Annotated in this window: 4 protein-coding genes; all 4 read right to left on the bottom strand. The window is 67.4% G+C overall.

What is annotated here, in order from left to right:
* Positions 1-141: 141 nt before the first annotated feature.
* Positions 142-342 carry a hypothetical protein gene (locus tag AB7O82_RS38105; RefSeq protein ID WP_428621956.1) on the bottom strand — a complete coding sequence of 67 codons (201 nt, stop codon included), beginning with the start codon at positions 340-342 and terminating at the stop codon, positions 142-144.
* Positions 339-581 (bottom strand): DUF6378 domain-containing protein, encoded by a 243-nt coding sequence (locus tag AB7O82_RS38100; protein WP_428621954.1) that lies wholly within the window; start codon positions 579-581, stop codon positions 339-341. Before AB7O82_RS38100 ends, AB7O82_RS38105 begins: the two co-directional genes overlap by 4 nt.
* Before the next feature lie 11 nt (positions 582-592).
* Positions 593-1,132 (bottom strand): crossover junction endodeoxyribonuclease RuvC, encoded by a 540-nt coding sequence (locus AB7O82_RS38095; protein WP_428621952.1) that lies wholly within the window; start codon positions 1,130-1,132, stop codon positions 593-595.
* Positions 1,133-1,238: 106 nt separating this feature from the next.
* The coding region (locus AB7O82_RS38090) for a hypothetical protein (RefSeq protein ID WP_428621950.1) at positions 1,239-2,617 on the bottom strand (1,379 nt) is incomplete at its 5' end.

Genomic DNA, 2,617 nt, shown 5'->3' with positions numbered 1-2,617 from the left:
GGCGTTTGCCCCACCAGATCGGCGAACTCGACGAAGATGGCTGGCCAGGTGCTGAAGTAGCCCTGCATCCGCACCGACGGCAGCCGCCGCAGCACGGTCGCCGCTTCGACCAGCCGTTCCTCGACCATGGCCGGGGTCCAATCAGTCATGCCTGGTCTCCTGGCGTTTGCGGCCCGCGCCGTAGAGTTTGTCGCCCAGTTGCCGGATCAGTTCCCGCTCGGGCCAGCTCAGCCGCTCATCGTCCTGCTCGACCACCAGCACGCCCTGCTCGCGCCAGCCATCGCGCTTGACCTGCTCGGGCGGCCGGCGCGCCCCGCCATACCCGCGCGGCGCCCATCTCATCGGCTGACCTCCTGCAGCACGGCGGCATAGCCCGCGATGTCGAGGATCGAATCCTGGTGCCTGGGATCGTGGGCCAGACGGGTGAGCTTCAGGTCGATCAGGCACAGCACGACCTGTGCTGGTGTGATGGGATGCCCCAGCGTGATCGACCAGCGCCTGGCGACGGCGGCCATGGAAACAGCCGGATCGCCATAGGCTTTGCGGCGCTCAGCAACCACCGACGTGGCATGCCGGAGCATCGTCTCCCCGCTCATCGCACGCCGCCATCGGTTTCGATGGCCCAGAGCAGGATGGCGATGGCGTCGGCTTCATTGTCGTCGGCCGGCGAGAAGCCGCGGGCGCGGATGGCGGCCATGACGGCGGCCTTGTCGGCATTGCCCTTCGCCGCGACGTGCCGCTTGATGGTGCCGACGGGCACGCCCTGATAGGCGATCGCGCGGCTCTCGCACCAGGCGGTCAGGATGCCCAGGAAGCCGCCGTAGATGTGGGCGGCATCGGTGCCGACATGGCGGCGGACCTCCTCGAAGTAGATCGCCGCAAGACCGCCGGCATCGGCCGCGATCTGGTCCAGCCAGCTTCGGAAGCGCAGATAGCGCATGCCGCCGCCATCATAGCGGCCGGGGCGGAACGAGACCGTGCCGCTGGTGAGCAGGCTGTCATGGCTGCGCAGCGCCCAGCCGGTCGTGGTGCCGAGATCGAGGCTGAGAATGGCGCGATGCGCATGAGCCGGATGCGGACGGTATGTGATGCCCCGCGCTTCGGCGGGGCCGGTTTCGATGGTCGAGATCATGAATGTCTCCAGGAAGCGCGAGCAAAGGTTCGTTTCACACTGACGGTCCATCGCGGCGGACCGGTCGCTGCCGCCTGGAGACGGCCTGGTCGAAGGAGCATGCCCATCAGAGCACCTCCTCGAGCCAGTTCGGCACAGCGCCGTTCGGGGAACGTGATGAGCGACGTTCCCCCGCATGTTCCCCGGCATAAGCCGCTGAAGTATCAGCGTTTGGGGAACGTGACGAAGGTGGGGAACGTTTTTCCCGATCCTCTATCGCGTGGGCGCAGCCGCGCGCATGCGTTAGTGTCGAAAAACGTTCCCCATGTTCCCCATGTTCCCCGCAGCCTTTGGTTTCAAGGGGTTGGGCCGGGGAACGTTGGTTTTCGACGTTCCCCTTTTCGGTGCAACGTTCCCCGCCCGATGCCTCGACACCCGGCGGAAAACGTTCCCCACGTTCCCCCTCGATCGTGAGCTGCCAGCGCCTGGCCTGATGGGACACGCCCGACGTGCGCACGCGCATCTTGCGGCCGTCGATATCGAACACCCGATCGCGCATGCGGACGAGCGCCTTGCCGAGCCGCGTGCGCTGTGACCGGTCGCCTCCGGCGCCCAGCGGCAGCGGCGGCTCGCAGGTCAGCCCCACCTCATAAAGGTCTCCGGTGCCAACCTCCGCCGTGCCAAAGCGATCCCACCAGGCGCCGATGAAACTGCGCCAGACCGCGCCCTCGCCATCGGCGGCGGCGAGCATCTCGTCGAGATTGGCGAGAAAGCCTTCGATGCCAGCGACCTCGAGAACGCCACCCATGATGCGCGACCAGGTCTCGTAGCTGCCGATCATGCGCCCGCCGCGTGGCCTGCCAGCGGCAAGCCACGCCCGGCACAGCGTGAGGCAGGCCGTGACGAGGCGCGGCCGGTTGGCGCGGACCCAGCTCATGAGATCGGGGTGGCGGAACCCCTCGCGCCGCCAGGGTTGATCCACCCGGGCGTCGAGCCGGATGCGCACGATGCGGCGTGCCATCTCATTGGAGAATTCGGGATTGTTGCCGGTCGCGATCCAGACGCAGCGGATCGGCAATCGCGTCATCTCGGACACACCCAGAATCCGGTCCTCCCAGAAGGGCGCGGTAAGCGCTGCTGCGAGCGCCGAGGAATCGAGCGGGCGGCGCAGATTGTCGATGAGCACCATCGAGGGGATCTGGCGCAGCTTGGCGGTCAGGCGCTTGCGCCACTCTTCGTCGTCGCGACCCTCGGTCATCACGGAGGCGCCGACACCGGTGAGCACGGTCGCGATCGCATCGACCATCAGCGTCGCACCGGTGCCGGGTGTCGGCTTCTCGATCAGATGCAGCGGCGTCGGCGCATCAATCATCGCCCGCAGAAAACCAAGCAGCAGCAACGCCACCGCATGCGCCCGCTCCGCGGAACCGGTGAAGGGGAACTCGCCGAGCATGTCGTCGACGATCAGACCGCGAGCGCTCGTGATCTCCGCCGGCGACGGGCGCT

This window comes from Reyranella sp., assembly GCF_050185545.1.
Lineage (GTDB): Bacteria > Pseudomonadota > Alphaproteobacteria > Reyranellales > Reyranellaceae > Reyranella.
This window is presented reverse-complemented; position numbering and strand designations above follow the sequence as displayed.

Coding starts and splice junctions, on each gene's coding strand:
- AB7O82_RS38095 (WP_428621952.1), bottom strand. CDS start 1,132: ATGATCTCGACCATCGAAACCGGCCCCGCCGAAGCGCGGGGCATCACA.
- AB7O82_RS38100 (WP_428621954.1), bottom strand. CDS start 581: ATGCTCCGGCATGCCACGTCGGTGGTTGCTGAGCGCCGCAAAGCCTAT.
- AB7O82_RS38105 (WP_428621956.1), bottom strand. CDS start 342: ATGAGATGGGCGCCGCGCGGGTATGGCGGGGCGCGCCGGCCGCCCGAG.